Below are 23,533 nucleotides of genomic sequence, written 5' to 3'. Positions count from 1 at the left end.
AAATACCTAATTCTAAGCCATAACCACCAAATTCTAATTGGGGGTTGTAAGGCATTTCGCTCTTGAATAAGTTTGCTTTTTATATTTATAAAATTTAAAATTAAATCACGATGAAAAAATCATATATCTTCTTTTTGGTATCCTTACTTGTATTCCTATTTATCGCTCCCGCACAAGCACAACGTGGCTTTATTAAGAGTAAAATAAAAAAGAAAGTGAGAAACGATATGGAGGAAAAATATGCAGAACCTGAAAGAGAAAAGGGAAAAAAAGCACTTGAGGATATTACCTATGAAAACGATAGTCGCTATCCAATTCCTGAAAATCCAGTACAAGCAACCTTGGTGATGGAAACGCAGAACTTTAAAAAGAATGGAAAGCTAGATAACACCATGACCGCAAAAATGGTTTTTGGAAAAACAGGAGAATGTATGGTAATGAACGAAGGCAATAAAAACGAAACCCGAATGCTTTTTGATTATAAAGGCGCCGCCACTTATATGGTAAATGAAAAGGAAAAAACCGCCATGAAAATGCCAATGATTAATTTTCAGAAAATGGCCGAAAAAATGGCGAGCCAAGGTGCAGACTTGGACGACGATGCGGGCCAATGGACGCGTACCAATGAACGTAAAGAAATAAACGGCTATAACTGCCAGAAATACATATATCTAAATACAAAGGAAAAAACTAAAATGGACGCTTGGGTTACGCAAGACATCAGTATCGATTTGAGTGGCAACCATCTTTTTGGTGGGCAGATCAGGGATTTTTCTACTAAAGTATCTTCCAATACTCCTTCCAAAATGGATAAAAACTTTCCAAGAGGAATGATGGTTCGCAGTATATATTTTGAAAAGAACAACGATACGCCTAGTATGCAAATGGACATTACCAATTTCAAAAAATCATCAGACCCTAAATATTTCGATTTAAGCGATTACGAAGTAAACGATATTTTGGGGAAGCTTTAAGTATTCACTAAAACTTGTGCTCTTAAAATTATTTGTAAAGACCACGAGCAACCTGAAGGCAAACAGGAATTAACAACTAATTATTCTACCAAATACCACTGCTCAAAAATTGGAAAGAAAACTTAAAATATAAAAATTAATGAAAACGCATAGTATAAATTTTTTACATTTGAGAACTACTTTTACCTTCCTCTTGATAACAACATTTTTCGCAACCAATCTTGTAGCCCAAGATTTTGAATTAGTCAAAGACATTAACCCTACCGGAGATAGTGGCTTTTATATTATATCAGAGGTCTCTAATGGTGAATTCTATCTTTATGCAGACGACGGAATTCATGGTAGGGAGCCATGGGTGAGCGATGGCACTACCGCTGGAACACACATATTAAAAGATATTAATCCTGGGAATAATGATAGTGATACAGAGTATTTTGTACCCTTAAACGGAAAGTTCTATTTCACATCAAATGATGGCACAAATTATAGCAGACTCTGGACGAGCGATGGAACAGCTTCAGGCACTCAAATTGTGAATCCTAGCAATCCAGATGGACCATTTGGCCCTCAAAACTATATAGAATATAACGGAAAATTGATTTTTGAAGCTGTTCATAACACTAATGGTGATGAACTATGGGAAACAGATGGAACCGTTGGAGGTACCCAATTGTTAAAAGACATTAACTCCGGCACCAACAATGGTAGTCCATATTCTTTCATCAACTTTAATGATAAAGTATATTTTACTGCAGATGACAATACCCATGGACGAGAGTTTTGGGTAACCGATGGCACTACTGTTGGCACCCAAATGATCAAAGATATTAACCTGGGTAGTCTTGATGGAGTCAACGGTCCATTTACAGAATATAATGGGAAATTATATTTCAGGGCAAATGACGGTGAATTGTGGGTGTCAGATGGAACGGAGAGTGGTACACAAATGCTAAAGGATATTGATCCAGACCAATATGTATTTGGGGTCTATAACGGACAATTATATTTTACTGCAGACGATGGCACCAATGGTTTTCAACTCTGGGTCACAGATGGCACAACGTCTGGAACTTCCATGGTCAAATTAATCAACACAGCTGGTGATAGCGATATTTACAATTTCCAGGTTTATAATAACAAATTATATTTCTCTGCAGATGACGGCACTCATGGTCTAGAATTCTGGGTAACCGATGGGAGCCCCTCAGGAACTCAGTTGGTGAAGGATATCAATCCAGGCACAGATGATTCTAGTTCTTATGGATTAGGATTCTTCGAGTATAATGATAAGTTATATTTTAGAGCAGATAATGGTACCAATGGTGTGCAACTTTGGGAATCTGACGGAACGCAATTAGGGACATCAATGATTTCGCCAGAATCTAACCCTACCTCTTCTTCTTTGGAAGAGTTTTACGGTTTTATTGATTTTGACGGATCACTTTATTTTTCTGCCAACTATGACAGTCGCGGTTATGAATTATGGAGACTGACCACACCTTTGAGCGTTGAAGATTACACAAAGAATAAATTCATTGCGTATCCAAATCCGGTACAGGACATCTTGCATCTAGAAACTAAAACCAATAACATACAAGAAATAGATCTTTTTTCCATCACTGGCCAACGTTTAAAAAGCTGGCAAGGAAAATCTGAAATTGAGCTGTCACAATTTGCGTCGGGGAGTTATTTCGTAAAGATTATAACAGAAGATGGCCAAGAAATGGTAAAACATATAGTTAAAAACTAATTAGCTTAATGATTCTATATACTTGTTAAAGCAAGAAAATCCTCACGGAAAAATTAATTGCATATCTTTTGTTGGGGTACTCGCAACTGAAGAAAGTAATTTAAAACAATAAACTTTTTCAGAATACCTCAGCAATTAGTTTTACAGAAAGCAAAAAAAATAAGAGTTAAAAACAATAAGTTTTATATTTATAAAGAAGTGGAATTATTTTTTCTTTTTCTGGAATAAACTATGACTAATAATGACGCCAATACAATCAGCAGTGCTATTATAACTATTGGTTTTTGCCAAAATGGTTCTGAAAAATGGATGGGAGAATTGTCTCCTGAAATTACAAAACCTGCCCAGTAGAAAGGATGTTGTAACTTTTCCGTCTTCGCGTTTTTCAAGTATTCCAATTTAGCTTGTTGAAGTGCTTGAGCCTTGTTTTGTCCTTTCTTTAAGTTTTTATAAAATGACAACATAATTTCTGGAGTTTCCCGATCGGGCGCAGGCCATAAGCTCATGACCGTACTTTTCACCCCAGCATAGGTAAAAGCCCGGGAAAGACTCTGTACACCTTCACCTCGTTTTATTTCGCCGGCGCCAGTATTACATGCGCTCAAAACGGCGAGTTTTGCGGGAATCTGCAATTGATAGAATTCGGGAAGGTATAGTTTTTCATTGTTCTCAAAAATGAGACTGGACTTGGCAGGATTGTCCTCGTCCAAAACGGCGTGCATCGCCAAATGAAGTACATCATAGTTTGAAACATTTGACACAAAATTATTTTTTGTAGCTTTTTCCGAAGAAAAAAGCATTCCATCGAAAAGCGCATTTATTGTTTTTGCTTCCCTTTCTGCACCTAACAGCTGGTAATTTCCCTCACGAACCAAATCCTTAACAGTTTTATCTTCTGTATTTGCGGCGAATGACAATTTGTAATTTGGCGAAAAAGCCGCAAATTTAGTTGAGGGATTCGCATTGCTTTCGTTTTGAATACTCCAAAGTTTCAGCGAAGTGGAATAGGATATTTGGTAGTCTTCCAACAAAAAGCTATTGTTTTCATTGATTAAGGTTTCAAATGGAAGATAGCCCAAAAAACCATCATTGATAATAGTTAGTTTTTTATATTTTTCGACAGCCATAGGCTTTATCAAAACTCCATATAACTTTTCTGATTTTTCGCGATAAGAGGTTTTGAAGTTCTTAAGATCGGAAAGATAATCATCGATGGATTCCCTTAGTTTCAACTTGTTGATAGGCAGCTTTTTTAACAATAGTTTGTTTTTTGTGATGCCAAAGGCAAAAACTATTGAATCTGTTAAAACATAGCGGAGAACTAATTCATTATCACCAACTTTACTTTGCAGCCTTTTTAAATCAAAATCCTTCTGTGAAAATTCGTAAAATGAAGGATAATTTTTTACGATTCTGGTCTGTAATTCTGTAATTGCTTCGGTAAGTTTTTCCAATTTTGTTTTTAGAGAATCCTTTGTTGTTTTCGAATTGTTTTTTGCTACTAACTCAGTTTTGTCCTTTTCGTTATTCAGCGAATCTATTTTAGCTTGAAGCATTGATCCTGCTATTGATGAATCTTTTTGATTGTCCAAAAATCGCGACCAAAGCAAATCGGAATTATTAATTTCCACCCGTTCGGCAGCTTCCTGAAAATGTTCATCCAACATAGTGGCACATAAAAGCATACCTTCGTTAATTTGACCCTGATAAGTAGCCAACTGGTCATTGAATTTCCCGCCACGGTAGAGCCTTGAAAATATAATGGAAGAAAGATGATAGGCTTTGTAGGCTTCTTCCAAATATTTGCTATCAGATTGTTTTTGGTGCATTTTTAAATACACTCCTGCAATCTCATTTAAGTTTTGAATAGCAAAAAAATTATTCACATCTTCATCTGCAGAAAAATAGTGTTTCAGCACTTTGTTAAAAACAACAAAAGCTTTTTCGTAATTTCCTTTCCCATAATAAGCGTGCCCGAGGTTATTCTGCATAGTCATGGACTGGTTGAATTTTTTAATATCGGGATTCTCAAAAGCCAGATCTACATAATGAATAACATCATCCCATTTTTGATTATCCGCTGCAGCGGTGCTCATAATCCAATAGGCTTGTAAAACACCGAAATTATAGTTGATGCTTTGGGAAAACTTTAGCGCATTGGAATAATATTTTATTGCTTTTTCATAATTTCCTGAGTGATGGAAAAGAAAGCCGGTTTCTAAACTGAATTTTGAGAGGGTGTTACGTTCTCTTGGCGAATAGGACCGAGAGCCTTGAAGCATGATTTCCTTTTGAAAACGGGCATAGACTTTTTCGGTCTCAGTAAAATCTTGCCTTGCGGTGGCATTTTGCAATTTTCGATATAAGTAAATGGACTTGGCGGCGTTCAAGTTGGGAAAATCCTGATGTTCGTAATTAAGGAGGTAGGTTTTATTTTTATTGAAATATTCCGTTAATTTTTCCATCAACTCACCGGTTTTTTCTAAATCACCATACTTTTTAAAGTTAGATAAATTGTTTGCATATTGCTGAAACAGTAAGAATTTGTTTTCGGGTTGGATTTTCTCGTAAATTTCCTGTGCCTTCAACCCGTAATCTAAGCCGGTATTAAAATCGGGGGTGAAACTATACAAATCAGAAAGTAAGGTACAGTTGTTTGCGGTTTCTAGTGAATAATAGCCGTAAATCTCAGTAGTTTTTTCAATAGCCTTTTTAAAATATGGAATTGCGGTTTCCCATTCTTGCATAAACCATTTGATGTTTCCGAGGCCTTGGAGGATTTTGGCGGTCTGTGCTCCAAATTTTTCAGAATTTTTTTGAGCTAAGACAAGATTATGGGCCTGTGATGCGACTTGCAACGCCTTTTCCAAATCCTCATTAGGTATCAACACATTAAAATATTCGATATTTATTTGGATCTTTTCATGTGGGGTCTTTTTTTCTATCCCGTTGAAAATTGTTATAGCTTCTTCTACCAAGCTCAGCATTTCAGCATAATCAGAGATGAGGTACGATTCCGCTATTTTTATCTTATAAAGTTGTCTTTTATAAGCATCTGAATTTTTATCGTCAATGGATTTTAAGATTTCTTTCCGAACAGCTATTGCTTCGGTATAAGCTTCATTCGAAAAAAGAAGTTCAGCTTTTTCATTTTTGGAATTTTGTGCGAATAAGGCACCAAAAGAAAGGAAAAGTAGGAGGAGAAAATATTTTTTTTTCATAAGGAGGGCTAGACTTATAGTGTCTAAAGATAAAAAAAAGACCTCATTATTGTAATTTTCGTAAAATTTCTTTTGCTTGTTTTGTCAAAGGCTTGCCCGAAACGGCTACTTTTTTTAAGTAAAATATGGCTTTTTCTTTATTGCCAAGCTTTAAATACCCTAAGCCTAAATACCAATGTGTAATGGTTTGGTAGTTTTGTGGTTCATTCCAACTATGCTGTTCTAAGGTAGAGATAGCTTTTGTGGTTTCTCCTGCACCCATTAAACTTACCGAGTAGTAAAAAAAGGCGTAATCCTCATCGGTTTCATTATACAATAACTTAAAAATATCAGCAGCTTTAGCATAGCCCTTGTTATCGTAATAACGAAATGCCAAGGACATTTTGTTTTCATTGGGAGCTTCATTACCGCGCACTATGGGAGCAATTACATTGGGGTAAGCTTCAAAGTTTTTGGCATACAGCTCTTGATAATCTGGTTGTGAATTGTAAAATAAAGAACCAATGGCGATAAGAATAGTAGCGGCAGCTGCATAAAGATACCACTTGGTTTTTGGAGCAGATTTTTGGTCTAGTTGGTCAAGTCGCTCTTTTAAAGGAATATTTTTTTCTTGGGCAATAATTTGCTGAACTTCCAATTGAGCGTAAAAATCTTTTTTAAACGCACGGTCTTTTTCCAATAAGGTCTTTAACGCTAAAAAAGACTCTTGGGAAATCTGTCCGCTAAAATACTGCGCTATTAATTCTTCCTTATTCATATCTCTTTGTCACAAGTTCTTTTAGCTGCTTTAAACATCTTGATTTTTGACTTTTCAATACATCTTTAGAACTATAATTTAAAAAGTTTTGTATTTCATCTAAAGTCAGGCCTTCGTAATAAAAAAGTTCTAACACTTCTTTGCATTTAGCTCCTAAATTGTAAAGAGCTTCTTTTAATACTTTCTGCCTTTTTTTGCTTACTTCTACTTCAAAGATTTTTAGCTCTTCGTCGGAATGGATAATTAGTTCGTCCACGAAACTCAACTTATTATTTTTGAGCTGCCTATAGATCTTGAACTTTCCAATAGCGAACAAATACGTTTTTATTGAGCTTGTTAATTGGTTGAGTTTTCCTTTTGTAATATTTTCATAAAAACTAATAACCGTCTCTTGATATACATCTGCTATATCGTCTTCTGAAACGGAAAACGTTCTGGCAAACAAGAAAAACTCCTCTTTATAGGCAAGGTAAATCCTATCTAAGACTATTAATTTTTTTTGTTTGAGATCTTCTATTAATTGTTGGTCTTCAATCATTAATACATGAGGAGTTGAAAAGTAAACAAAAACAAAGTTAAACTTTTTTTAAACTGAAATAAAGAGATAATGAAGCAATTGGGACTTGGTGCTTATTGCTTAGATTGTTTTGCCTCAAACGGCATTGATATCCAGGGTCCTAAATAATTTTTTTAATTTTTTTTTATTAAAAATGTTTACTTCTCCTTTTCAAAGACATAAATGGGTAAACAATTAAAATTAATATCAATTTAAAAGCAAATAATGAAAACGACAATCATTTTAAAACAATTAATCCTGCTATTGGCTTTATGCTTCAGCATTAGCTTTAATGCACAAGATGTTTATGTGGCAGGATATGACAATGATGGTTCTTCCTCCAATATTGCCCAAATTTGGCATGGAGATGGCTCAAAACACGATCTTACTAACGGAAACAGTTCTGCTCAAGCCAATGATGTATTTATTTATAATGGCAATGAATATGTGGCAGGGAATGAAGATCAAGGTAATTACTATGTGGCCATGCTGTGGAAAAATGGGATTCCGCAAAACCTTACCAATGGAAACTATGATGCTAATGCCGAAGCTGTCTTTGTTTATAATGATGATGTTTACGTAGCTGGATATCAGGGTAATGGAACAACCCTTGTTGCCGAGCTATGGAAAAATGGAAATGTACAATATCTTGATGAATCTAATGGCGCTTTTGCCAAATCCGTATTTGTTGTCGATGACGACGTATATGTAGCGGGATATGGAACTGATGGATCAAACGTATTCGCCAAGATATGGAAAAACGGAGATGCACAAAACCTAAACGATGGGTCTGATTTTGCTGAAGCCGAATCCGTATTTGTTTTCAATAACGATGTTTACGTAGCTGGATACCAGTACAACGGAACAAGTTTTGTCGCCACGCTATGGAAAAACGGAAACACACAAAACCTAACCGATGGGTCTTCAGATGCTTATGCCAATTCCGTATTTGTTTATAATAATGATGTATATGTGGCCGGATACGATGGCACCGAACCCAAACTTTGGAAAAACGGAGTGGTGGAGACCCTTAATTATAATGGTAATTTAGATGGAGGCCAAGCCTATTCAGTATATGTTTCGGGAAATGATATTTATGTGTCAGGGACTTTACAAGAAAATAATGGTAATCAACAATGTAATTTCGCTGCATTGTGGAAGAATGGACAAGTAGCATTTACTAGTCCTTCACCTGCTTGTACAGATGATACAGCGATGTATTCCGTATTTGTGGATGACGGCCAGCTGGGCATCGAAAATAATGCAAATCCGCAAAATAATATTGTCCTCTCTCCCAACCCAGTGCAAGAAATTCTGCACCTAGAAACTAAAACCAATAACATACAAGAAATAGCTCTTTTTTCCATCACCGGCCAACGCTTAAAAACTTGGGAAGGAAAATCTGAAATTAACCTGGCCCAATTTGCAACAGGCAGTTATTTCTTAAAAATCACAACAGGAGATGGCCAAAACGTGACAAAACAGATCGTTAAAAACTAAGTTTCGTAATACTCCTATATAATTGGTAAAGCAAGAGAACCTTCAAAGAAAGTTAATTGCGCATTCTATATATAGGGACTATGTTAATTCGAATTTAGAAAAAACACCAAATTCTAAACCAACTGTACTAAATACTAATTGTGTATTGCCATAGCATCAAAGCACATTTACTTTTGGCAGATTAGTAGTAATAGCATACTACTTCAACACTCATATTTAACTCCTCAGTTATATATAAACTTTAAAAATTTTATAACTAAAAAAAATGAAAATGAAAACAATTCAAATTAAATTCAAAACATTATTTATTCTTCTTATACTTAGCTGCGCCTTTAGTAGTTGTACTAAAGAAGACGAACCAGATCCACAGGGTAACGACCTACCTATTGCATTAGATTGCAACTCTTTTCAAAGTAACAATAGTAACGCCATAAGTGTTCTAGAAAATAGAAGCGATGGTGTGGATTATATTATTAATTGTGTAATTCCTGTTGAAGTTGACCTGAAAATTCAACCAGGAGTGGTAATTGAGTTCACCGATGCGGCAGGTATGGAAATTAAAGAATCAGGTTCTATAAATGCTGTAGGTTCTCAAAGTGAGCCAATACTCTTTACTGCTTCTACTAAAACCAAAGGTGCCTGGAAGGGTATTATTTCTCGCAGTCAAAGTGTAAAAAATCGTTTTGATTACGTAACCATTGAATATGCTGGTGATGGTGGTTTAAGTGGTAATGGTGAAGAAGGAAGCTTAATTTTTAGGGCAGAGACTTATTTTAGGCTAAATAATGTAACCATTAAAAATGGACTAAATTATGGTATAAACTCTATTTGGTATAATTATGATGTTGAAATTAATAACTGTACCATAACAGGTTGCGAAATGCCAATATTTGCAGATACCAATATTGTGAAAAATATTTCTGGTGGTGATTTTACAGGAAACACAACCGATGTTATTAGATTATTTGCTGGTGATCAAGGAGCAATAGGAAATTCTCAAACTTGGAAGAAGTTATCTGTTCCCTATCGTACTTCTGGTGATATAGTTATTGTAGATGGTGCAAAATTAACGTTAGAGCCTGGTCTCGTTCTCGAATTTGAAGAAACGAGGGGTCTTGTTTTGGATAAGCTCTTTGATGAAGGTAGTGCATTAATTGCGGTAGGAACTCCTTCAAATCCAATTATTTTTACAGGAGTTACTAAAGTTCCAGGTTCTTGGGGAACTCTTTCCATTCGCAGATCTACATCGGTACAAAACAAAATAGATAATGTACTAATAGAGTATGCTGGAGGTTCAGGAGCTGGTGGTGCTATTGAAATGTGGGTAGATCCTTATTTAACGGTTACTAATACCACCTTTAAAGATATTGATGCATGTGCATTGTATAGCAAATATACCCCAACAAATCCAAATCTTACTGAAGGCAATAATACATTGATAAATGTAAATGGCGATTATATGTGTAGCCAATAATAACACATATTAAAATGTTATAGAGCAAAAAAACCTCCGTGTGATGCCGTGAAAACTATCACTCATCTACACAGAGGTTTTTATTTTAAAATAGGTCTGAATGATTAAATATTCAATCCATTGCGAATATCATTTAAGGTTTAAAAACCCGTGAAAAAATTTTAAATATAAAAACTATGCAAATTAAATTCAAAACTTTATTGCTTTTACTTTTGGTAGGCATCGCCTTTACCAGCTGTCGCAATGGAAAAGATAGCGAAGCATCAAATGATGACTCAAATTTAGAGCAAGTAGAGAACACATCAAATAATGATGGAATTACAAGTAAAGATTCACAGCAAGACATCAGTACAACCATAACAGAAGAAGATGGAGGTGCTACAAGCCCAAATTCTCCAAAAGGAAATAAAGCGCCTTTAACATTAGACTGCAATTATTTTAGAGATAATCCTAATACTGTTTTAAAAGATAATCCCGAGGCTCCTGTAGATTATATCATTAGCTGTTTTACTCGCATTGATGGAAAGCTAACCATCGAACCCGGAGTTGTTATTGCTTTTGAACAAAATGCAGGGATGGAATTTAAGGATAAAGCTGCCTTTAGTATGAAAGGTACTGCCGCAAAACCAATTCTGCTAACCGGGAAAGAAAAAAGAGCAGGCTCTTGGCGTGGTATTCACACAGAAAGTCCAAGTTCTACTAATATAATGACTTACGTAACTATAGATTATGCGGGAGGCGGCACTTCAAGAGCTGCGCTGGCAATTTATAGAGAAGCGAGCAATTTAACTATGGAAAATTGCACAGTTTCAAACAGCAAATTTATCGGAATCCTGGTTAAAGATGATGTGGCAAAGGATGTGCGTAATATTAATATGAAAAATTGCATCTTCACCAAAAATAATATTCCGTTGCAAACCAATATTACACGTATAGGCATGCTTAACGGTACTAACAGTTTTTCTGGAAACAAAAACGATTATGTCTATATAGATCGCGAGAATCTTAAAGGCGATGCCACTTGGGCAAAATTAGATGTGCCTTATTTTCTCCAAGATAATTTTAGATATCATGACGGTGTACTAACCGTAGAACCAGGAGTGGTAATTATAATGTCTGCCCAAAACTGGATGCATATTTCCAATAAAGCTTCTTTGGTAATGGTGGGCACTGCAGCAGATCCAATTATTATTCGGGGCGAACACGATGTTGCTGGTTTTTGGCAACAATTAAACATCGATTCTAGCAGCCCGTTAAATAAAATTGGCCATGCAATTTTTAAAAATGCTGGTAGAACCACAGAAGAGCCAAATGGAGCAATATTTCTTGGACGTTCAAAATTTTTGAGTATCCATGATGTGGTATTTAACAATTGTTTTGAGTATGGGCTAAGCATTCAAGATGCCTCAAAGTCTCATTTTGAATACAGCAATTTAACGTTGGAAAAAACCTCCAAATTACTCTCGGATTACAGTGGAAAAGAAATTGATGATCTCAATAAATCCTAGCGAAAATAAAGGTCGCAATGATTTCAAAAAAATATTTAAAATTTAAAAAGACCTATTTCGAATCATTTCATAGGATTTAAATAAAAAATTTTTAAAACACAATATTATGTTTAAAACAAAACGCTTAGTACTACTTTTAGGAATCTTCACACTCATTATGACGGGATGTAAGGAGAATACAAAAAATAAAAATGGCACTGCTGATAAGGCATTACCCAAAACAGAGACAGAGGCCGGTTCTTATGCCATTATTCATTTAGATGATGGGAGGGACATTGAACTAAATGCCAAAACAATATCGGGAAAAGCATTTTCTCCAAAACTTCCTACCGTTAGTTTGACCGATTACAGTTTACTTCTTATGCTTAGATTGAACTTTTTAGAAAATCCTGTAGAAGAAAAACCTTATGATGAACCATACGCTAATATAACTTTACAAAATGTAAAAAATGACGGTCCGCTCACCGAGGTGTATCGCACCCAATATAAAAGTGCGGACGGGAAGGAAGGCAAAACTACAATTACCATCACTTCCATTGGAGATACTCATTCCGAAGGTACTTTCACAGGAACCTTGTATTCAAAAAATCATAAAAAAGCAGTTATTGAAGGAAAGTTTAATATTGAAGAGAAGAAGTAATTAAAAAGGCGCCTTTATTTCTTATCAACTTTTAAAAGAATATCGATTCCCTGCAAAATGTAAACCACCCCGACACTTATCGACTCAGACATTTAAAATCAATTTATCCAAATAGTAAAGTTTAAAACTTACTAAAAACGAATGCACCAATTTTATAAGGGAATACCTCTTAAACACCATTAAACCTGAAAATTATGAAAAGAATTTTAGTATTACTTCCCCTCTTTATTTTAACGATTGCCTGTGGAAATTCTGAAAAATCCAATTCAGAAGAATCACTAATAGATAACATTGTTCCTGCTTCATCTAAAGTAGCAGAGCAATCGCCTTGCGAGCTGCTGTCCGAGTCTGAAATAAAAGATGCATTGTCAATTCCTGCAGATACAGAAACCACTGTGAAGGAAAAAAACATTACCTATCCCAGTTGTTTTTACAAATGGGAATCAATCACTTGGCCTTATGAAGTAATGAAGGGACATATGGCGGATTATACTGCTGAAATGAGCATCGTATTGGTTACTGGTATGAACAAAAAGAATTATGAAACTGCCGTGTCCTATTACAAAGATGGCAAAGTGATAAAAGATGTGGGAGATATGGCAAGGTGGGACGAAAAAAAGACCCAGATTACCTTTTTATATAAAGGCTACTTAATACATGTGCATACCAAAACTTCTGCCGATGCGGCTTCCAATAAGGTTAAAACCATCAAAGTCGCCAAACTGATAGTTGGGATACTATAAGCGTCTTATGAAATATTTAAAAATGAAGAATGCACTTTTAATATTAATTTTAAGCAATATCACAATGGGTTGTGTAACAATGCAGCAACCGCTACCAGGAAGTCTTTGGGGCGATTGGGCGTTTATACAAACTGGCACCATTATCAATGGTTCAAAACAAAAGCTATACGACTACAGAAATGAGTGTGATAGAAATAGCGATCAATTACGCTTTTCGTCAGATAGCAAAGTGTCGCTGCGCTGGTATGATGAACATTGTGCCATACAGGAGTATTTGATTGGTAGATATTATGTTGAAGGTAGCAGGCTAAAAGTTAATCTGGCAAAAAGCAGCCCGTATCAGGATAGTCCATTTCCACCGATAACTGAGTATAGAATTATTCAGATAACTCCTACTACTTTAACGCTCGAGGAAATTCCTGACGAGTATAAGCGTCAAAAATATCATGGAAAACCATCTGGTTCTGAGCTTACGGTTTTTATTTTTTCGAGAGTTGAATGAGTTCGTTGTAAGGCTAATTAGCCGTGAAGCAACACGACACCGGACCTAGAAAATTTTAAGTATAACCGCTAAATAGGGTAAAATATCCGAAAAGATATTATTAATCATAAAAACAATGAATCATGAAAAAAGCAATTTTATTTATTGGAACACTATTCTTCTTGCTAATGACGATGCCGTCTTATACGCAAAAAACCTCCAAAAAACAGGAAGAAAGTAAAACTAAAATGGAAAAGATTCAGAAGAATACTAATTCCAAAGTAGAAGAAAAAGGAGTGTCCACACCAGATCATTGGCATAACCCTAAAAACAAAAGCAATATTGCAAGGCTTTCTCATAAATTGATGTTGAAGAATAGTGCTTTTCAATTAAAACTGAATGATAATGGATTTGATCTTTATGAAAACGGTTCGTCCAAGGTTTATGCAAAATTGGTACCTACTCCAAAAGAAGGCTTATACCGCTATACATCTTCAACTATAAATGGCGCGGCTCATTTTGATGCCAAAGGCAATTTAGTTCTGAAATATTTGGATAATGACACTGGTAAAATGAAAGAAATACAGTTTCAATCAAATTAGACTGTTTTTAGCAAATACTAGTAATTATTGTAATAACAAAAAGTTTAAAATTCACTTTAATAAATACCAAAAAAAATTATGGAAAACGATACAAACTCACAAACACAGCCAAACACTTCTTCAATTGTCATTGAAGAAGGAAAAACAATTGCGTTAATTGCCTATATCACGATTTTTGGGCTAATAATTGCTTTTGTGATGAACAACGAGAAAAAAAATTCTTTTGCCGCGTATCACATACGTCAATCGCTAGGCTTAGGAATAACGGGACTTGCATTATCTATTATAAATGTAATTCCAATCTTGGGGTGGTTAATATCAATTCTGGGAAGCATTTTCTTAATTATCCTCTGGATTATAGGGCTTATGGGAGCTATAAACGGAAAAGAAAAACCAGTTCCTTTGCTAGGTGAAAAATTTCAGGAATTGTTAAAAAACATTTAAGGCAATGGGCAAAACAAATAACACAACTAATAATTTGCCTTTTTAGTCTGATGACCAACACGTAAACGGAATATTTTCTGGGAAGCTATATTCTAAATGTGGAAAAAAAGTGACTATTGAAAGAAAATTTACAACCCAAGAAAAAAGCAATATATAATAAATTGAGTGATGGTATTATTATAAAACCATCACTCATAATTTATTTTAGACTTAAAAGTCTCTTGAAGAAATTAGGTTATTTAAACAACTTCAGCATATAAATCAAAATCTTCGGCAGCAGTAATTTTTACATTAAAAAATTCTCCCGTTCGCATATATCCTTCTTCCGCATTTATCAATACTTCATTGTCTACATCAGGACTATCAAATTCTGTTCTTCCAACAAAGTAACTACCTTCCTTTCTATCAATCACAACGCGGAATTCCTTTCCTATTTTTTGTTGGTTCAGTTCCCAAGAAATCTGAGATTGTATTTCCATAATTTCATTGGCACGATCCATTTTCACATCTTCAGGTACATCGTCTTCCAGATTATATGCATGTGTGTTTTCTTCGTGACTGTATGTAAAACAACCCAAGCGCTCAAAACGCATATCTTTTACCCATTGTTTCAGGGTTTGGAAATCTTCTTCCGTTTCCCCAGGATAACCAACAATCAAAGTGGTGCGAATAGCCATTTCAGGAACTGCAGCTCTGAATTCTTCCAACAATTTTGTCGTTTTCGCTTTAGTTGTTCCACGGCGCATTGACTTCAAAATTGGATCTGCAATGTGTTGCAGCGGAATATCAATATAATTACAGATTTTTGGCTCGTTGCGCATTACTTCCAAAACATCCATCGGAAAACCCGTTGGAAAGGCATAATGCAAACGAATCCACTCAATACCTTCAACTTTCACCAATTTTTGAAGTAGTTCTGCAAGGTTTCTTTTTTTATAAAGATCTAGTCCATAATAAGTTAAATCCTGTGCAATAAGTATTAACTCCTTCACTCCTTTTGCAGCAAGCTTTTCGGCTTCTGTAACCAAATCTTCCATTGGCGTACTACGGTGTTTTCCGCGCATAATTGGGATTGCACAGAACGAGCAAGGACGGTCACAGCCCTCAGCAATTTTAAAATATGCGTAGTTCTTTGGAGTTGTTGTGATTCGTTCGCCAATCAATTCGTGTTTGTAATCAGCTCCCAAAGCTTTTAGTAGTCCCGGAAGTTCAGTAGTTCCAAAATATTCATCCACATTCGGAATTTCCTTTTGAAGATCGGGCTTATACCTTTCGGAAAGACAACCTGTAACAAAAACTTTATCTACCGTCCCTTCTTCCTTTTTTTGAACGTATTCAAGAATGGTATTGATGCTTTCTTCCTTCGCATTCGCAATAAATCCGCAAGTGTTTATAACCACAATATTGCCTTCCTCTTCGTGCACAACCTCTTTGTTGCTGGCGCGTAATTGGCCCATCAGCACTTCACTGTCATACACATTTTTAGAGCAACCAAGGGTTACAACGTTTATCTTGTTCTTTTTTAAGGTTTTGGTACGCATATAAATTTTTATTATCGGGGTGCAAAGATACCACGAAAAAACCGAAACAAATCACAAAACAAGCTACGGAATATGAGGTGACTAATACTGGCTTTCTGCCAACTGCAACTGAATACTGCCAACTTTTTTGAGTAACTTTACACTTCTTAAAAATTCAATATTTACACTGATGAAAAAAATAACTTTCTTGCTAGCCTTTCTATGCGCTGGCTTTTTATTCGCACAAAAAACAATGACACCGGAGCTTTTATGGCAGGTGAAAAAAGTAAGTCCGATTGGAATTTCCGATGACGGAAAAGAGCTGTTTTATAAAGTTTCCACACCAAATATGGAAGAAAACAGTTTTGATTCCAAATATTACCAAATGCCTGTTAATGGTGGGAATTTTACTGAAATTTCAAAAGATGAAGCAAAGGTTACCGATAAAAATATTTCTCCAAACGGACAATATCTTCTTGAAAATAAAGCTGTCCACGTCAAAGATGTTGCAGGAAAAGATATTTATAAAGATTTACCAAAAAGCGATGCTTATGTTTATACCTCTTTAGATTATAGACATTGGGATACATATAACGACGGCAGCTATAACCACGTTTTTTACAAAGACACTAAGACAGGTGCTGAGACTGACATTACACCTGGGCAACCCTATTATACTCCACAAGCTCCTTTTGGTGGCGATGAGGATTATGTTTGGGGGCCAAAAGGGGAAAATATTTATTACGTAAGTAAAAAATCTGCTGGAACAGATTATGCAATTAGTACCAATACAGATATTTACAAATATAATCTGGCCGATAAAAGAACAGAAAATTTAACCGAAGACAATAAAGGTTACGATACACAGCCAGCCTTTTCTAAAACGGGCGCTATGGCCTATTTACAAATGAAAACAGCAGGCTATGAAGCGGATAAGAATGACATCCTAGTTTTGGAAAATGGTGTGAAACAAAACCTTACCACACAATGGGACGGAACGGTAAACGGATTTATCTGGGCAAGCAACAATAAGGATATTTATTTTACTGCACCTGTAGATGGTACGCAACAAATTTTTAAAGTTGACTATCCTGGAAAAACCAGAAAAATGGCCGTCGTGGAACAACTTTCAAGAGGACAATTTGACGTTACAGGAATTGTTGCCGAAAATAACGGTCAGTTGATTGTTACGAGAACAGATATGAATCATGCTTCGGAAATTTTTTCTTTCAATTTGAAAAGTAAAACTTTCAAACAGCTTACGCAGGTGAATACAGAATTTTACGGAAAGTTAGATTTACCAACAGTTGAAAAAAGAATGGTAACAACCAAAGACAACCAACAAATGTTGGTTTGGGTTATTCTTCCTCCAAATTTCGATAAGAACAAAAAATACCCAACCTTACTCTACGCACAGGGCGGACCACAATCTGCTTTATCGCAATTTTATTCCACCCGTTGGAATTTCCAGCTGATGGCTTCAGAAGGCTATATTATTGTAGCGCCAAACCGTCGCGGAATGCCAGGCCATGGTGTGGAATGGAATGCTGAAATAAGTGGTGATTGGGGTGGAAAAGCAATGCAGGATTACCTTGATGCTATTGATGATGTAGCAAAAGAACCGTATGTTGACAAAAATCGCTTGGGCGCGATTGGAGCAAGTTTTGGTGGTTATTCCGTGTTTTGGTTAGCTGGAAATCACGACGGTCGTTTTAAGACTTTTATTGCCCACGATGGGGTTTTTGATACGCGTAGTATGTACAGTACAACAGAAGAATTGTTTTTTGTAAACCACGACCTCGGCGGGGCTTATTGGGAAAAAGATAATGCTGTGGCTCAAAAATCCTTTAATGAATTCAACCCTATAACATATGTTGATAAATGGGACACTCCTATAATGATTGTACAAGGCGGAAAAGACTACAGAGTTCCTATTGAACAAGGACTGGGAGCTTTTCAAGCTGCACAACTCAAGGGAATAAAAAGTAAATTGCTATATCTTCCAGAAGAAAACCATTGGGTACTTCAGCCACAGAATGCATTGGTTTGGCAACGCGAATTTTTCAGCTGGCTGAAAGAGACATTGTAAATAGAATAGAAAGTAAAAAAGCTCCAAAAGACGAAAGTACTTTGGGGCTTTTTTTATCCCCCATAAGGGTTAAAACTGCTGATGAATTCAAACAGGCTGTCTTGTGAAAGGTGAAATAGTAGAATTAATATGATATAAAAAATAACATGTCCTTTTTTGAAATACTTTTTTTGGATAAAATAGATTCCCAAAAAAAGTAAAGCCAAGAGAAAAGGAATAAAAGATAAATAAGGAAAAGCTATATATTTATAAAAATCCAATGGCATCAAGGGATTTGCAATAGGTTTTACAAAATACTCAATAATTTTAAAGGAGTGGTAACCAGTTAAAATTCCTATATAACCAACCAAAGCCCATAAAATATACTGAAAGAGCCTAGTTTTCTTTTGAGCTTTTTTTACTTCCATCTATTTAAAAAATGAATCCACAAATTCAAATTTATTGAATACCTGCAGATCTTCCATACCTTCGCCAACGCCAATATATTTCACAGGAATTTGAAACTGATCACTGATCCCGATTACAACACCGCCTTTTGCGGTACCATCCAATTTTGTAACGGCGAGTGAAGTAACTTCAGTAGCAGCAGTAAACTGTTTTGCCTGTTCAAAAGCATTTTGTCCTGTGGAACCATCCAAAACTAACAGCACTTCGTGGGGAGCGTCCGGTATAACCTTTTGCATTACACGTTTTACCTTGGTAAGCTCACTCATTAGGTTCACTTTATTATGAAGGCGTCCTGCGGTGTCAATAATAACAACGTCAGCATTTTGGTTCACAGCACTCTGTAACGTATCGAAAGCTACGCTGGCAGGATCGCTGCCCATACTTTGCTTTACTAAACTTACACCAGTTCTATCGGCCCAAATTTGGAGTTGGTCTATTGCAGCTGCACGAAAGGTATCAGCGGCTCCTAGAACAACTGTTTTTCCTGCCTTTTTAAACTGATACGCAAGTTTTCCGATAGTAGTAGTTTTTCCAACGCCGTTTACACCAACCACCATTATAACGTATGGTTTTTTGTTTTGAGGAATTTCAAATTCGGTGGCGTTTCCGGAATCTATTTCACTTAAAAGTCCAGCTATCTCTTCACGGAGAATTTTATTGAGTTCATCTGTTCCTAAGTATTTATCCTTTGAAACACGTTCTTCAATTCTGTCAATTATTTTTAATGTTGTATTCACACCTACATCGCTGGAAACAAGAATTTCTTCAAGGTTATCCAAAACATCATCGTCAACCTTGCTTTTTCCGGCAACAGCTTTGCTCAATTTATCAAAAAAGGATGCTTTGGATTTTTCAAGTCCTTTGTCAAGCGTTTCTTTTTTCTCTTTGGAAAATATTTTTTTAAATAGACTCATCGTTAGGTTGTAGGTTATCGATTGCGGATTTTATAAAACAGAATGCCTAAATTAATTTTCGAAAAGACAAAAATACGAAAAGCCACCTTCGTAAAAAAGTGGCTTTTTATCAATATTTTAAGCTGGTTATTTTTTGTTTAACCAGTCGTTTACCATTTCTGGAGTCATAATAGACTCAGAAAATGTATATGCTCCTGTCTTTGGCGATTTAACCATTTTTATTGCTTTGGTTAAACGCTTAGTTGATGTCTGTATAGATCCTACTGTTTTCTTAGCCATGACTTATATTATTTAATCTCTTTATGAACCGTCATTTTCTTAAGAATTGGGTTGAATTTCTTCAACTCCATTCTATCCGGTGTATTCTTTTTATTTTTGGTAGTGATATAACGAGAAGTTCCTGGTTGTCCAGACTCCTTGTGCTCTGTGCACTCCAAAATTACTTGTACTCTATTTCCTTTTTTAGCCATTGTAACAGACTTTATTGATTATTGCAATTATTTATTTAAAAAGCCTTTTTCGCGAGCTTCTTTGATAACCGCAGAAATACCTTTTTTATTGATGTTTTTTATAGCTGAAGCCGAAACGCGAAGGGTTACCCACTTATCCTCTTCAGGAATGTAAAAACGCTTTTTAAGCAAATTTACATCAAACTTACGTTTGGTTTTATTCATCGCGTGCGATACGTTATTTCCAACCATCGCTTTCTTTCCGGTAAGTTCACAAACTCTTGACATTTCTTTAACTTTTTTAAGTTATTTTAAAACAGGGTGCAAATTTAAGTAATTCTTTTGTGATGTACAACAAAAGAAAATCAGTTTTTTGAAATTTCTTTTAGAAGCATCTCGAAGGCTTTGTTTGTGGCCTTTTCAATTACGCGGAAACGGTCATTCCCAAAACTGAATTTTTCTGAAAAAACACCGTTAGGCGTACCAATAGCAATACATACGGTACCTACTTCATCTTCTCCGTCTCCCTTAGTTGGACCAGCAATACCCGTAGTTGCTATAGAAAAATCTGTGCTGAAAAGCTTACAACAATTTATCGCCATACTTTCAGCAACTTCAATACTTACCACAGAATGCTTTTCTATTAGTGAAGAAGGAACGCCAAGTATTCTCGTTTTTAGCTCAGTTTTATAAGGAATAATACTTCCCAAGAAAAAAGATGAAGCACCGGCCTCTGCGGTAATCTGTTCTACTATAGATCCGCCCGTGCAGCTTTCTGCCAAACTTAAAGTTTGATTTTTTTCATTTAAGATATGTGCAATTCTGCCAACAATACTCGTTTCATCCTCATAGCCAACCGCAATATCAGAAAGTAATTCACTTAAAGAATCCATTTGTGAGTCGATGCCTTCTTGCAGCAATTTTTCATTTTTACCAATAGAAGACAAACGCAAACGCACTCTTCCTAAAGAAGGCAAATAGGCAAGTTTAATATTTTCCGGCAAATTGTTTTCCCAATCGGCAATTCTTTCGGAAATAGCACTTTCACCCAAACCATAAGTTAAAAGCGTTTTGTGATATATAAAAGGTCTGTTAAAACGTTTTACAACTCTTGGCAGAACTTCTTCCTGCAATAGATGTTTCATTTCATAGGGCACACCCGGTAAAGAGACAAAAACAACCTCGTCTTTCTCCATCCACATTCCAGGGGCGGTTCCGTGAAGATTGGCAAGAATAGTTGCTTTGGAAGGCACCATCGCCTGTTGAAAATTGGCCGGTAACGGTTTGTTGAGCTGATATTTTTTGAAAAGTTGCTTAACGTTTTCAATTACATTCTGGTCTTCAACCAAAGTATCATCAAAGAAATCACAGAATGTCTGCTTTGTGATATCGTCTTTAGTGGGGCCCAAACCGCCGGTTACTATAACAAGATCGGCATGTTTTTTGGCATCATTGAATGCTTGTAAAATATGGTCCCGGTCATCTTGTATGGAAGTAATTTGATAAACTTTTACGCCTATCTTATTCAGCTCTTTTGAAATATAAGCTGAATTGGTATCAATAATTTGACCGATGAGAATTTCATCGCCTATGGTTATAATTTCTGCAAGCATTTTATAATTGGAAGTCTTGTCTCAGTTCATCAAACACATGGTTCAAGGTAGTAAGCGCGTTTTCCAAATGTGGAAGAACCGTAGCTTTATTTTTTGATGTTTTTGACCAGGCTTCTATGCTGGTAATATCTTTTAGAGCGTCTATGCCAAACATCTCTATATTGGGTTTCATTTTATGTGCAAATTGATATGCCAATTCCCTATTTTCATTCTCAATAGCTTCTTTCATGGAATATAAATCTGGTGGAATCTCTTCTAAAAATGTCTGTGCCAATATTTTTAAAAAATCTTGATCCCCATCAGCGATTTCACTTAAATTTTCCTTTGCATAATATTTCGTCATCTCACTTAACTTTTATGGAAAACATTTCTGTTTCACCAATAAATCCCGTCAATATATCATTGGCTTCAACCCTGCCAACCCCTGCGGGAGTTCCGGTAAAGATAACATCCCCAATTTTCAGTGTAAAATATTTTGAAATATATTCGATTAAAGCATCAATTTTCCATATCATCAGCATAGAATTGCCCTTTTGAACAGTTTTTCCATTACTTTTTAAGCTAAATTCTATATTATTTATATCTTTAAAATTTTCTTTTTTAATGAAATTTCCTACAACAGCAGCACCGTCAAATGCTTTTGCCTTTTCCCAAGGCAACCCTTTTTCTTTCAATTCTGCTTGTAAATCCCTGGCAGTGAAGTCGATTCCCAAACCAATTTCATCATAATATTTATGAGCAAATTTTTTATCGATATGCTTTCCTATTTTATTGATGCGAACCAACAATTCCACCTCGTGATGTACGTCATTTGAAAATTCTGGAATAAAAAACGGCTGCTTCTTTAATAAGATTGCGGTATCAGGTTTTAAAAAGATAACTGGTTCCGTAGGTATAGCACTTTTAAGCTCACTAATATGATCGGCATAATTTCGACCTATACAAATTATTTTCATTGTATTATTAAAGTTTTGTGTTCAACTTTTGAAGACGGATTCGCGTCAATACTTTTTTGGTATATAGCGGAAAATCTGCATTTAGCAACCACCCAAAATATCCTGAATCTTTCTCCATAATTTCGGTAACTAAGCTTCCTTTATATTTTCCAAAAGAAAAAACCTCAACACCATCTTCATTATAACTTATGAAGCCCGCAAAATCAGCATGGTCGCGATGAGAACTAAAATCTGCCAAAAAGCTTATATCGTTTTCCAAATCGGCGTATCTATCAAGCTGCGATTTTAAAACCTCATACGTAGCGTTTGTATCTGCAGCAGCACTGTGCGCATCTTTTAAGTCTTTATCGCAATAAAATTTATAGGCTGCTTCCAAAGTGCGCTTTTCCATTTTATGAAAAATGGTCTGCACATCAACAGACATTGCTTTTTTCATATCAAAATCCACTTCGGAACGGAGCAGTTCTTCCGCAAGCAGCGGGATATCAAAACGATTGGAGTTAAAACCGCCAAGATCACTATCCTTTATTAATGCGTAAACTTTTGCAGCCAACTCTTTAAAAGTGGGCTCATTTGCAACCATCTCGTCAGTAATTCCATGTATAGCTGAAGACTCTGCTGGAATTGCCATTTCAGGATTTACACGCCACGTATGACTCTCCTTATTTCCATTTGGAAAGACTTTTAATATTGCTATTTCCACGATTCTGTCTTTCGACACGTTAATTCCAGTGGTTTCAAGATCGAAGAAACAGATTGGTTTTTTTAAGTTGAGCTCCATTGTTTTATTTTGTAGTGCAAAGATACTTTTTATTGAAGTTTTTAAAAGAAGATATAAAAAAGAAAAGGGGATTTTGATATCAAAATCCCCTCTTTAAATTATAATATATCTAAA

24 protein-coding genes are annotated in these 23,533 nt (G+C 35.6%); 11 read left to right on the top strand and 13 right to left on the bottom strand.

The genetic code is table 11. The annotated features are described in order from the left end of the window. Positions 1-110 precede the first annotated feature (110 nt). On the top strand, positions 111-974 hold the full coding sequence (locus AEQU1_RS12060) for a DUF4412 domain-containing protein (protein ID WP_111881490.1): 864 nt from the start codon (positions 111-113) through the stop codon (positions 972-974). A gap of 139 nt (positions 975-1,113) precedes the next feature. After that, positions 1,114-2,724, top strand: coding sequence for an ELWxxDGT repeat protein (locus tag AEQU1_RS12055; protein WP_111881488.1), 1,611 nt, complete (start codon positions 1,114-1,116; stop codon positions 2,722-2,724). A 188-nt stretch (positions 2,725-2,912) separates the two neighbouring features. Here AEQU1_RS12055 and AEQU1_RS12050 read toward each other — a convergent pair whose 3' ends face one another. The 3 genes from AEQU1_RS12050 to AEQU1_RS12040 are packed head-to-tail and all read right to left on the bottom strand — an operon-like array spanning position 2,913 to position 7,240. Further along, complete coding sequence (locus AEQU1_RS12050; RefSeq protein WP_111881486.1) at positions 2,913-5,945, bottom strand: CHAT domain-containing tetratricopeptide repeat protein; 3,033 nt, start codon at positions 5,943-5,945, stop codon at positions 2,913-2,915. A gap of 46 nt (positions 5,946-5,991) precedes the next feature. Beyond that, entirely contained in the window at positions 5,992-6,702 is a 711-nt protein-coding gene (locus AEQU1_RS12045; RefSeq protein WP_111881485.1) for a tol-pal system YbgF family protein, read from the bottom strand. After that, entirely contained in the window at positions 6,695-7,240 is a 546-nt protein-coding gene (locus AEQU1_RS12040) for an RNA polymerase sigma factor (RefSeq protein WP_111881483.1), read from the bottom strand. Before AEQU1_RS12040 ends, AEQU1_RS12045 begins: the two co-directional genes overlap by 8 nt. Before the next feature lie 243 nt (positions 7,241-7,483). Between AEQU1_RS12040 and AEQU1_RS12035 the strand changes: the two genes are divergently transcribed. From AEQU1_RS12035 to AEQU1_RS12000, 8 genes are all read left to right on the top strand, one after another. After that, complete coding sequence (locus AEQU1_RS12035) at positions 7,484-8,758, top strand: T9SS type A sorting domain-containing protein (RefSeq protein ID WP_111881482.1); 1,275 nt, start codon at positions 7,484-7,486, stop codon at positions 8,756-8,758. Between the two features lie 271 nt (positions 8,759-9,029). After that, positions 9,030-10,232 carry a hypothetical protein gene (locus AEQU1_RS12030; RefSeq protein ID WP_146743750.1) on the top strand — a complete coding sequence of 401 codons (1,203 nt, stop codon included), beginning with the start codon at positions 9,030-9,032 and terminating at the stop codon, positions 10,230-10,232. Between the two features lie 176 nt (positions 10,233-10,408). Then, positions 10,409-11,740, top strand: coding sequence for a hypothetical protein (locus AEQU1_RS12025; RefSeq protein WP_258455288.1), 1,332 nt, complete (start codon positions 10,409-10,411; stop codon positions 11,738-11,740). Positions 11,741-11,846: 106 nt separating this feature from the next. After that, a complete protein-coding gene (locus tag AEQU1_RS12020) occupies positions 11,847-12,380 on the top strand; it encodes a hypothetical protein (RefSeq protein ID WP_111881477.1) in 534 nt (177 codons plus the stop codon). A 194-nt stretch (positions 12,381-12,574) separates the two neighbouring features. Continuing rightward, complete coding sequence (locus AEQU1_RS12015) at positions 12,575-13,123, top strand: hypothetical protein (RefSeq protein ID WP_111881475.1); 549 nt, start codon at positions 12,575-12,577, stop codon at positions 13,121-13,123. A gap of 22 nt (positions 13,124-13,145) precedes the next feature. Further along, positions 13,146-13,625 carry a hypothetical protein gene (locus AEQU1_RS12010; RefSeq protein ID WP_258455287.1) on the top strand — a complete coding sequence of 160 codons (480 nt, stop codon included), beginning with the start codon at positions 13,146-13,148 and terminating at the stop codon, positions 13,623-13,625. 122 nt (positions 13,626-13,747) lie between these two features. Further along, the gene (locus tag AEQU1_RS12005; protein WP_146743749.1) at positions 13,748-14,206 is read left to right on the top strand and encodes a hypothetical protein; all 459 of its coding nucleotides are present in this window, start codon (positions 13,748-13,750) and stop codon (positions 14,204-14,206) included. Between the two features lie 78 nt (positions 14,207-14,284). Continuing rightward, entirely contained in the window at positions 14,285-14,650 is a 366-nt protein-coding gene (locus tag AEQU1_RS12000; protein ID WP_111881472.1) for a DUF4870 domain-containing protein, read from the top strand. A 239-nt stretch (positions 14,651-14,889) separates the two neighbouring features. Here the strand turns inward: AEQU1_RS12000 and rimO are convergent, their stop codons facing one another. Beyond that, positions 14,890-16,191 carry a 30S ribosomal protein S12 methylthiotransferase RimO gene (gene rimO, locus AEQU1_RS11995; protein WP_111881470.1) on the bottom strand — a complete coding sequence of 434 codons (1,302 nt, stop codon included), beginning with the start codon at positions 16,189-16,191 and terminating at the stop codon, positions 14,890-14,892. A gap of 169 nt (positions 16,192-16,360) precedes the next feature. On the opposite strand from rimO, the gene AEQU1_RS11990 reads away from it, so the two are divergent. Beyond that, complete coding sequence (locus tag AEQU1_RS11990) at positions 16,361-18,259, top strand: S9 family peptidase (protein ID WP_111881468.1); 1,899 nt, start codon at positions 16,361-16,363, stop codon at positions 18,257-18,259. A gap of 53 nt (positions 18,260-18,312) precedes the next feature. Here the strand turns inward: AEQU1_RS11990 and AEQU1_RS11985 are convergent, their stop codons facing one another. The 9 genes from AEQU1_RS11985 to AEQU1_RS11945 all read right to left on the bottom strand — a co-directional run bounded on the left by AEQU1_RS11985 (position 18,313) and on the right by AEQU1_RS11945 (position 23,419). Continuing rightward, entirely contained in the window at positions 18,313-18,666 is a 354-nt protein-coding gene (locus AEQU1_RS11985; protein ID WP_111881467.1) for a hypothetical protein, read from the bottom strand. Further along, complete coding sequence (ftsY, locus tag AEQU1_RS11980) at positions 18,667-19,620, bottom strand: signal recognition particle-docking protein FtsY (RefSeq protein WP_111881465.1); 954 nt, start codon at positions 19,618-19,620, stop codon at positions 18,667-18,669. Between the two features lie 126 nt (positions 19,621-19,746). After that, positions 19,747-19,899: a DUF4295 domain-containing protein gene (locus AEQU1_RS11975; protein WP_111881463.1), complete on the bottom strand. Its 153-nt coding sequence runs from the start codon at positions 19,897-19,899 to the stop codon at positions 19,747-19,749. Positions 19,900-19,907: 8 nt separating this feature from the next. Then, entirely contained in the window at positions 19,908-20,090 is a 183-nt protein-coding gene (gene rpmG, locus AEQU1_RS11970) for a 50S ribosomal protein L33 (protein ID WP_081211513.1), read from the bottom strand. Positions 20,091-20,117: 27 nt separating this feature from the next. Next, positions 20,118-20,357, bottom strand: coding sequence for a 50S ribosomal protein L28 (gene rpmB / locus AEQU1_RS11965; protein WP_111881461.1), 240 nt, complete (start codon positions 20,355-20,357; stop codon positions 20,118-20,120). A 77-nt stretch (positions 20,358-20,434) separates the two neighbouring features. Beyond that, a complete protein-coding gene (locus AEQU1_RS11960) occupies positions 20,435-21,682 on the bottom strand; it encodes a competence/damage-inducible protein A (RefSeq protein ID WP_111881460.1) in 1,248 nt (415 codons plus the stop codon). A gap of 1 nt (position 21,683) precedes the next feature. After that, positions 21,684-22,025 (bottom strand): Hpt domain-containing protein, encoded by a 342-nt coding sequence (locus tag AEQU1_RS11955; RefSeq protein ID WP_111881458.1) that lies wholly within the window; start codon positions 22,023-22,025, stop codon positions 21,684-21,686. A gap of 1 nt (position 22,026) precedes the next feature. Continuing rightward, on the bottom strand, positions 22,027-22,638 hold the full coding sequence (locus AEQU1_RS11950) for a fumarylacetoacetate hydrolase family protein (RefSeq protein ID WP_111881456.1): 612 nt from the start codon (positions 22,636-22,638) through the stop codon (positions 22,027-22,029). A 7-nt stretch (positions 22,639-22,645) separates the two neighbouring features. Then, positions 22,646-23,419 carry a 3'-5' exonuclease gene (locus AEQU1_RS11945; RefSeq protein ID WP_111881455.1) on the bottom strand — a complete coding sequence of 258 codons (774 nt, stop codon included), beginning with the start codon at positions 23,417-23,419 and terminating at the stop codon, positions 22,646-22,648. Positions 23,420-23,533: the final 114 nt, after the last annotated feature.

It is taken from the genome of Aequorivita sp. CIP111184, assembly GCF_900489465.1.
In the GTDB taxonomy this organism is placed as follows: domain Bacteria; phylum Bacteroidota; class Bacteroidia; order Flavobacteriales; family Flavobacteriaceae; genus Aequorivita.
Note: the sequence above shows the minus strand (reverse complement) of the source record. Positions and strands in the feature narration are given on the sequence as shown.

Bases quoted from the DNA above. Each gene is read 5' to 3' on its own strand.
- AEQU1_RS12060 (WP_111881490.1), top strand. From the start codon at position 111: ATGAAAAAATCATATATCTTCTTTTTGGTATCCTTACTTGTATTCCTA.
- AEQU1_RS12055 (WP_111881488.1), top strand. From the start codon at position 1,114: ATGAAAACGCATAGTATAAATTTTTTACATTTGAGAACTACTTTTACC.
- AEQU1_RS12050 (WP_111881486.1), bottom strand. From the start codon at position 5,945: ATGAAAAAAAAATATTTTCTCCTCCTACTTTTCCTTTCTTTTGGTGCC.
- AEQU1_RS12045 (WP_111881485.1), bottom strand. From the start codon at position 6,702: ATGAATAAGGAAGAATTAATAGCGCAGTATTTTAGCGGACAGATTTCC.
- AEQU1_RS12040 (WP_111881483.1), bottom strand. From the start codon at position 7,240: ATGATTGAAGACCAACAATTAATAGAAGATCTCAAACAAAAAAAATTA.
- AEQU1_RS12035 (WP_111881482.1), top strand. From the start codon at position 7,484: ATGAAAACGACAATCATTTTAAAACAATTAATCCTGCTATTGGCTTTA.
- AEQU1_RS12030 (WP_146743750.1), top strand. From the start codon at position 9,030: ATGAAAACAATTCAAATTAAATTCAAAACATTATTTATTCTTCTTATA.
- AEQU1_RS12025 (WP_258455288.1), top strand. From the start codon at position 10,409: ATGCAAATTAAATTCAAAACTTTATTGCTTTTACTTTTGGTAGGCATC.
- AEQU1_RS12020 (WP_111881477.1), top strand. From the start codon at position 11,847: ATGTTTAAAACAAAACGCTTAGTACTACTTTTAGGAATCTTCACACTC.
- AEQU1_RS12015 (WP_111881475.1), top strand. From the start codon at position 12,575: ATGAAAAGAATTTTAGTATTACTTCCCCTCTTTATTTTAACGATTGCC.
- AEQU1_RS12010 (WP_258455287.1), top strand. From the start codon at position 13,146: ATGAAGAATGCACTTTTAATATTAATTTTAAGCAATATCACAATGGGT.
- AEQU1_RS12005 (WP_146743749.1), top strand. From the start codon at position 13,748: ATGAAAAAAGCAATTTTATTTATTGGAACACTATTCTTCTTGCTAATG.
- AEQU1_RS12000 (WP_111881472.1), top strand. From the start codon at position 14,285: ATGGAAAACGATACAAACTCACAAACACAGCCAAACACTTCTTCAATT.
- rimO (WP_111881470.1), bottom strand. From the start codon at position 16,191: ATGCGTACCAAAACCTTAAAAAAGAACAAGATAAACGTTGTAACCCTT.
- AEQU1_RS11990 (WP_111881468.1), top strand. From the start codon at position 16,361: ATGAAAAAAATAACTTTCTTGCTAGCCTTTCTATGCGCTGGCTTTTTA.
- AEQU1_RS11985 (WP_111881467.1), bottom strand. From the start codon at position 18,666: ATGGAAGTAAAAAAAGCTCAAAAGAAAACTAGGCTCTTTCAGTATATT.
- ftsY (WP_111881465.1), bottom strand. From the start codon at position 19,620: ATGAGTCTATTTAAAAAAATATTTTCCAAAGAGAAAAAAGAAACGCTT.
- AEQU1_RS11975 (WP_111881463.1), bottom strand. From the start codon at position 19,899: ATGGCTAAGAAAACAGTAGGATCTATACAGACATCAACTAAGCGTTTA.
- rpmG (WP_081211513.1), bottom strand. From the start codon at position 20,090: ATGGCTAAAAAAGGAAATAGAGTACAAGTAATTTTGGAGTGCACAGAG.
- rpmB (WP_111881461.1), bottom strand. From the start codon at position 20,357: ATGTCAAGAGTTTGTGAACTTACCGGAAAGAAAGCGATGGTTGGAAAT.
- AEQU1_RS11960 (WP_111881460.1), bottom strand. From the start codon at position 21,682: ATGCTTGCAGAAATTATAACCATAGGCGATGAAATTCTCATCGGTCAA.
- AEQU1_RS11955 (WP_111881458.1), bottom strand. From the start codon at position 22,025: ATGACGAAATATTATGCAAAGGAAAATTTAAGTGAAATCGCTGATGGG.
- AEQU1_RS11950 (WP_111881456.1), bottom strand. From the start codon at position 22,638: ATGAAAATAATTTGTATAGGTCGAAATTATGCCGATCATATTAGTGAG.
- AEQU1_RS11945 (WP_111881455.1), bottom strand. From the start codon at position 23,419: ATGGAGCTCAACTTAAAAAAACCAATCTGTTTCTTCGATCTTGAAACC.